6 protein-coding genes are annotated in these 7,381 nt (G+C 57.8%); 2 read left to right on the top strand and 4 right to left on the bottom strand.

Features of this window, described 5'->3' with window-relative positions:
* Positions 1-4: 4 nt before the first annotated feature.
* The 3 genes from ACIQH5_RS21645 to ACIQH5_RS21655 form a co-directional block, all read right to left on the bottom strand.
* Positions 5-2,449: a hypothetical protein gene (locus tag ACIQH5_RS21645; RefSeq protein WP_400407551.1), complete on the bottom strand. Its 2,445-nt coding sequence runs from the start codon at positions 2,447-2,449 to the stop codon at positions 5-7.
* 418 nt (positions 2,450-2,867) lie between these two features.
* Entirely contained in the window at positions 2,868-3,470 is a 603-nt protein-coding gene (locus tag ACIQH5_RS21650) for a hypothetical protein (protein ID WP_400407553.1), read from the bottom strand.
* Between the two features lie 302 nt (positions 3,471-3,772).
* Complete coding sequence (locus ACIQH5_RS21655; RefSeq protein WP_400407555.1) at positions 3,773-4,567, bottom strand: EamA family transporter; 795 nt, start codon at positions 4,565-4,567, stop codon at positions 3,773-3,775.
* A gap of 87 nt (positions 4,568-4,654) precedes the next feature.
* Here ACIQH5_RS21655 and ACIQH5_RS21660 point away from each other — a divergent pair, with 87 nt between their 5' ends.
* Positions 4,655-5,158: a MarR family winged helix-turn-helix transcriptional regulator gene (locus ACIQH5_RS21660; protein ID WP_400407557.1), complete on the top strand. Its 504-nt coding sequence runs from the start codon at positions 4,655-4,657 to the stop codon at positions 5,156-5,158.
* Positions 5,159-5,181: 23 nt separating this feature from the next.
* Positions 5,182-5,772 (top strand): hypothetical protein, encoded by a 591-nt coding sequence (locus ACIQH5_RS21665; RefSeq protein WP_400407559.1) that lies wholly within the window; start codon positions 5,182-5,184, stop codon positions 5,770-5,772.
* 51 nt (positions 5,773-5,823) lie between these two features.
* On the opposite strand, the gene ACIQH5_RS21670 is transcribed toward ACIQH5_RS21665, so the two are convergent.
* Positions 5,824-5,988, bottom strand: a complete 165-nt coding sequence (locus tag ACIQH5_RS21670; protein WP_400407561.1) for a hypothetical protein — start codon at positions 5,986-5,988, stop codon at positions 5,824-5,826.
* Positions 5,989-7,381: the final 1,393 nt, after the last annotated feature.

Below are 7,381 nucleotides of genomic sequence, written 5' to 3' on the forward strand. Positions count from 1 at the left end.
ACCACTATTTGCCTCCGTTAACTGTCATGCCGAAATCCGATGATCCAACAACAACACGATAATTGGCCTGTCCCAATTGCGCGGGTACCAATCGGGCAGCCCTAAAACGCTCAAGCCGTGGCGATGTCACATCTGTCATCTCGGTGACGCCGGCATGCTCATTGCCACAAGCCAAAGCCTCACGCACCAGCGGGAAGTCCAACGGCATTCTAGAGATTTCTTTTCCTTGTTCGCTGAGTACCAGGAAAAGTGACTCAGATTCTCGATATGACTTCATTTCGACGTCGCCTGTCTTAAGCGCGAGTCTTGGCTCGATTTGAACGCCTACTATCGGATCCGTGCGGCTAGCCAATATGGGGATCAGGGACGCTGACTCTATGTCACCTGGACGGCGCTTCGGGCGAAGCAGGGTGCGCAATCCAAATCCCAACTCATCCGGGAGAGTGGGACTCAGATACCATGCTTGAGTCCATGCTGAGACCTGCGGTCGGAAGGCCGGAATACCGTTGGCGAGACCATACAAGCGGCCAAGATAGGCCCCATACCAAGAGATGAAGGCGTAGCGGTCCTTGTCTACGATTTTTGGACTTTTCATTGCCCTAACGAACCACTTGTCCACGGTCCGATCGAAAGCTGTGACGACTTCTCGGAAGGAATCGTCAACTTCGAGGTCCGACTCTAGGCTTTCGAGCGGCGACCCGTCCACTACTGGGCCCGCGAAGGCATCAGTTATTGGCGTCGCCCAACCCGAATCCCAGCTTTGATCGAACCGGCCCGGTATCGCGTCCCTCATGGGGTCGACAAAATGGGTGAGTTTAGTGATGGGATTACTGAGCGCGTCGAAAGACTCTGAGCCCGGATTGCGACCGCCGAATATAGCTTGAGAGAAACGCAGTCCTGCAAGCTTTTGAATTTCCCTAAACTGTGAAATCGAGTCACCGGGCCCCGGCTGCAAACCCACTATGAGGTCCCGCAGCTCATTTCGACCAACCCTGTCGGGCGCATCGCCGAGTATGCAGCGAGTGACCGTCCCCCAAACTTCTCGAAATGTCATGCGTTGTCCAGACGTAATTTCTGAACTACGCACAACCGTCAGGATGCCGGCACGAACGCGTCGTGATTGAAGAGAAGCGATATTTGCTTCGACCGGATTAATCAGGTGATCCGTTTTCTCAAGCGCCAGAGGGTTGGATACGAACTCGACAACTTTGCCAAACAGGGCACTTGCGGGCGTTTCAACGTCCTGTATCGTCCGTTTGGCGAAGTCTGCGATTGAGTACGGCTGCGCAGTGAAAACGGTGCCACGGTCAGGGGCGGAGGTTACAAGGACTTTTGGACGGCGTTCGAGCAGCGAACAAACGTCAACGAAGACAACTACCACGCTCGCAACGATGTCGGGGCCGTCGCACAGGTGACCCGCACGCATGTAAGGTTCGTTGCAGTCTGTTTGGACAGTCCAGTTTGATTCTTTCAGGGAGTTTCCGGCCAGCCATTGGACAAGGGCCTGACCAGCAGAAAAGTTAGTGGGCAGGATCCCGCTACTCAGTGCGGCCTCATCAACGAGGATGCCGCGATTCACGCAGGCAAGAACGTGGCGTCCTGCATCGACGGAGCCGTCGACGTCTTTCGTAAGTGGATTTCGGCGATGCTCGGAGCTCCCAATTGTGGCGTCATTAACTAGAAGAAGCTCTCCATGGTCCGTCTTGAAGCGATAGCTACGGTGGGCTAGCCCGTCGTTTGGGACATCAATCGGCTCAAGACCAGCAACTATCTCCGCAGTCGCATGTGACTTTCCGGCACCAGGTCCTCCGACCAAGAAAAGGAGCCTGGGTAGGGATTCGCTGTTTAGTCCTTGCCTGAACCACTCGCAAGCCTCTTCCACCGCGGCAGGTCGAGGTGCCGTTGGAAGGGGACTGAGTACATCGTCCATCGGTTTGGCAGCAACGTCACTGCCGCCTGTGGTGCGATCCCACAGCTCCCCAAGCCTGAGCCACACGCTATCGCCTGTGTTCACCGAATCCCCCTCTTCAACTGGCAATAACCTAACACCGACCTTCGCATTGGCATGCCAAGCGTTGACAACAGGCTGGATACCATCGCCGTTTGGCTCAAAGTCGGATCGGTCTTGGGAAATGTCGCTGTCCTCAGTCACGGAAAATTCATCCAGTCTCACGAGCAACCGCTCCTTAAGCGAAGCTTGATAGTGCGGCCGGGGCTTGTATCCGAAGATGTATCTACGACCGAGTTCATGCAGCACGGCACTCAAGTTGCAAAACTTAAACTCAATCGAGGCGTGCGTCCGCCTAACGGACTCCTGTAATTTGAGATTGTTTTGCCGCTTATTATATTTTTCTCCGACGACCTCGAGTCGGAGCATCCCGAGGTAACTGTCAATGAGCGCGTCAAGCTCGGCATCCGACCATTGCCGAGAGTTTGTGCTGTCGTCCATTGAGCCAGACTACGTTGAGGGCGGTGCTCTATCCCGTCAACACTCTGCGGAGCTTCCCATCCAATCGACAATATCGAACCTCTGTGGGCAGCAGAGTTTAGCGACATCCCGACCGTCCTCATCTCAGTAACTGGTTTTAGCGGCACCTGACAACCCGAGCGTCGCGCAGGCGACGAATGTGGCCAGGCTAGCCCATTTGATAACCGGTTGACGTCCCTGCGCCAATATTGGGACGTGAAACGGACGGGCACGTCTGGAGCTCAAGGAGCATCTGGCTCATTCCGCTCCAATGGTCGCTTGCGACGATCAGATCTTCCTCGCCGAGTTCGCGGCCCTGGGAATCGTCTTACCCTCACCCCGCAGGCTTCGCTCTCGACAGGTGCCCTCTTGCTGAGCAGGACGCGGCCCTTTAGGCTTCTCAGGACATCGGACCGCCAAGCCAGTAGAGGGCAACATCAACGTCTCTTGCAGTCCACACTTGACCGTTCGCGCTAGCGCTCAGCCGGATACTTTCAACGAGTTCCATGTACCGCCCATAGCGGCCACGTGCTGGGGACAACTGCAGCCCCAGCCTTTCAAGGCCCAATTGTGCACGTCTGTCGTAAACGGCCATGCGCTCCGGTGCAGCAGCCAGCAGCAGAGCAGATGCCAAGGCATCGCCGGCTTGAAAACCGGGCAGAGGCGACAACGCGGTTCGACCGGACACAGCGGCCTCCGGAACGGGGAACGATAAGTCATTGGCCGCCTCCACTGCCTTGCACGTGTGCTCACGGACTTCCTTGTCGGGGATGACCATGAGGTTGCGAACCCACCGGGTGTCCGCGCGGAGTCGTTTCCAAAGGAGCAGTGATCCGATGTCGGCTTTGCCGATGCTTTTGGTGCTTCGTATGCGTTCTGCGACCTCGTAAAGAACTTCGTCGTAGGCACGTGGGGCCCCGGCGATGTATTCCTTATGAGCTTTATATAGTTTGTCCCAGGATTCCAGTACCAAGGCACTCGCGTTAAAGTCTGAAAGAGTCATATCCGAAGCCTGTCATCTGCTCCGTGATTGCCAAGTTCCACACGCCGAGTCCTAAAGGCTCCGCAGTACCTTTGGTAGTTAGTTACGAAATGGGCTCGTCGACTGATCATCATTCACCTAACGGTTGGGCTCTGCTTACGGCCAAACCGCATTTCTCTAGCTTGAACGACGGGCGACGCGTGACGCCGCCGCTCGGTTGCTCGGGCAAGCACGTCAGCGTCCCCAGCTTTTGCGGGAGGTCGCGGCCCCACCCCCCGCACCAAACCCACCGACCCCAGCACCAGCACCGCCCCCACCACCTGTCACCCCGACACCGCTTCCCCCAGGAACACAAACCCCAGCACCGTCGCCACAAGCGGACTAAGGAATCCCAGGAACGAGACCACCATCGTCGGCAGCCGCTGAATCCCCCGGAACCAAACCGCGTAGGCGACCAAAGCACCGATCACGCTCAAGTAAGCGAAGCCGGCCAGATTAGGAACAGAAACCGCCTCCGGCAACCCTTCAACCATCAAAGTGACCGGTAGGAGCATGACTCCACCCATCGCCAACTGCAGGCCGGTAAACCCAAGCAGCCCCACGCCGTCGGGCTTTCCCCAGCGTTTGGTGAGGACAATACCGGCCGCCATGCTGAGCGCCGCCGCCATCCCGGCCAGCACACCCACGAAAGTTAGCGTCGCGTCGGACCGCAGGACGAGCAAGCCAACACCGGCTGCTCCCACCGCGCAGGCAACCACGTGCATCAGGCGGATCCTCTCCCCCAAAAGCAGCACGCCCAGGAAGAGTACGAACAGCGGCTGGACGGACATCACCAGTGCGGCCAGCCCACCGGGTAGCTGGTACGCGGTGAAGAACAGCAGGAAGAAGAACAGCCCAATGTTCAGCGCGCCCAGCGCAGCTGCTTTGAACCACCAACTCCCCCGCGGCCACGTCCGGGTGACCAGCATCAGCACGATCCCAGCCGGCAGAGCCCGAACGGTTGCGGCGAGGAGAGGTCGGTCGGCGGGGAGAAACTCGGTAGTCACCAGATACGTGGAGCCCCACACCATCGGCGCCAGGGCGGTGATGAAGAGGTCGCGAGGCGACACTTTAGTCATTGTTCATTTCCATACATTTCGATGTCGAACTATTTGATGTAAGACAATGTAGGTGCTGTACTGTTTGAGGTCAAGCATGGGAGGGCAATGGAACGCGACGCAGTAGACCTGATTCTTGAACAGTGGAACAAGGAGCGGCCCGACGTGGACGTCAGCTCCATGGGCGTTCTGGGCAGGCTGAACAGGGCCAGCCGCCTGGCCTCGCTGGACGTACAGAAGTTCATGAACCGGTTCGGGTTGGAACCATGGGAGTTCGATGTCCTGGCAACACTCCGCAGATCGGCCGCCGAAGCTCCGCTCACGCCCGGACGGTTGGCCAGCCTCACCATGATCGGTTCCGCAGCCATGACCAACCGCGTGGACAGGCTCGTCACCCGCGGGCTCGTTCACAGGGAGACCAACCCGGAAAACCGTCGGCAACTGCTGATCAGCCTCACCCCCGAGGGTCGTACCTTGGTGGACGATATGGTGGAGCATCACGTGGAAAATCAGCAACGGATGCTCGACGGACTGTCCAAGACCGAGCGCACACAGCTCGCCAACCTCTTGCGCAAGTTCCTGCTGACAAACAACGACGGCGAACCCTCCTAAGCGGGCTCGTGCAAGGATGAGGCGTGGACACTTCCTCTGAAAACCTGGCGATCGCGATCGGTAAGGCTATGGGCGGCGGGGACGGAACGTCCTACGACGGCATCTCTTACTGCCAGAGCGGAAACTATGTGGTGCGTTATGCCGTTTCAGTGCACCCGAGGGCCTTCATGTGGTCTGCGAAGGAGCTGCCGGACGGAAGCACCCGAACCTTCGACCCCCAAAGACTGATCATCCAGACCGACGGTGTGGATGATCCCTACGGCCTGTCCATCGACCAAATCCCGTTTTCCTTCCCTGAAGCCGTCAAGCTGTCATTCCCCCTGTCCTTACCAATCTGGGGCCGGCACATGGACCGCTATCACCCGATCGCTTCCGAAGTACATGGCCCGGACACAACCCTCCTGCTGCGAGACCGCACGGACCCTACGGTTTTTGGGTCCTTCACCTTTGAAACGGAAAGCGGGATCGCGAAGACCTTGTACACAGCTTCCAAGGCGCTGAAACTGGAGCGCGAGGCACGACCGGACAATGGAAAGTACGACTTCGGGTTCGTCGCTGGCTCAGGTGACCCGGATCTTCAGAACCGCCTTCGCCCGGATAAAAACACCCCGTAATAAGGAGATGGCCCGCAGACGTCAGTCCACAGGCCATCGTCAGCTTCCCCATCACTCAAGTTCGTCAGACTCCGCCTTGGACTCTCGTCGTTTGCTGCGCCGCAACACATAAACGCCATAGCAGCCGAACCCCAGCATGAGAACTGCAGCGCCCGCACGCCACCAGACGAACGGCTGCCACAACGCGAAATTGACGGCCATAAGGAAGAACGCCACGACTTGAAATGGATGTGGAACCCTTCTCATATTTCTCCTATTGAACTGCGACCGAGAATCTTGATAAGGCACTGCCTCGGCTTATGGATCGCTCGACGACCTGGAATCCTGAATGTCGACATGCCGGTCAAGCCAGTAGAACGCACAGGTTGTCACTGCGATGCTGACCATTGGAACCAGCACGAAACTCCAATCCGTACTCCTGAGAAGTGACGCCAAGGTCATGGCAACAACGCAACCAACAGCAAAGACAGAGCGGCTTGACTCAAGTTCTCGGTCCGGGACCCATCGCCACACCCTAAAGCGCAGAGTCACAGCTCCGAGGAGGCCGAGAAGCAGAGTACCGGCCAGAAAGACCATGGGCTGAGGGACTAAACCGACAGCTAGCGTTCCTACACCCAGAACCAGGGACAAGGAGAGCGAGAAGTTTCTGGCCTTGGTCATACTGCCCGCCCGTCAGCATCCTTTATTGAAGTCGATGATCATTCCGCCCAATCCAATCCCACAAACCCGCATCTAGGTGGCGAAAACCCTCAAACTAGGTGCTCGTAGAGCACAATTAGGTGCCAAAACCCCCGTATATGAGTGCTCCCAAGCCCGGCCTAGGTACTAGGTCACCAGAGACACTTCCTATTTCGGAATCTTCTGACATAGGAGGAATACACCCATTACTGAGAACTCGGTCCGCCTCAAGCGCACCTCCCCGCACCCCCAATAGTCGGTATGGGCAGCCCGCAGCACGTCGCAGCTCCTGACCCACCGTTTCACCATGGAAATGGGCGGCTGGGGGCAGCAAGCCCTCAACGGCACGGGTATCGGCTCGCCAGTCCTCCTCGCCTGCATCCCCCAAGTCCTCGTCAGCGTCAGCTAAGCACGGCACCAAAGCCACCCGCCGCCGTCGTACTTCAGTTAAGGCACGACGGCGGCAGCTGACCCGGACGGGACCGGCACCAACGGCCAGCCCTAACGTTGGGCATCGGAGGGCTCGGCTTGTTGGATTAGGGACCCTCAGCACCTAGGCGCCCCCTGAGAACACTCATTTTGGGTGTTTTCAGCACCTAGACTGACCCGAAACGGCACCTAGATGCCACGTTTTGATACCTAGAGGCGTTTTCCCGGGGCATCGTGGTGTCCGACAGGACCTGCCGAGACCACTGCATATGTGACACCACCGTCATAAGGAGTTCAGCTTCTTGTTACTGCATCGACTGGACTTATCAAGTTGTGTTCGCAATGCTGGTTGAGCCTGTCGCGGTCCGTCCGGGCAGGCAATGACCTTATCTTCTACTGGGGGGAACCAATGGCCATCTTTGACATGGGCGCCGAAACACTCGGGAACCTGAGCAAACAAACCGACGCGTCCCACCAGGACCTCGGCGCCCTCGTCCGCCGG

It is taken from the genome of Paenarthrobacter sp. NPDC091711 (assembly GCF_044756605.1).
Classification (GTDB): domain Bacteria; phylum Actinomycetota; class Actinomycetes; order Actinomycetales; family Micrococcaceae; genus Arthrobacter.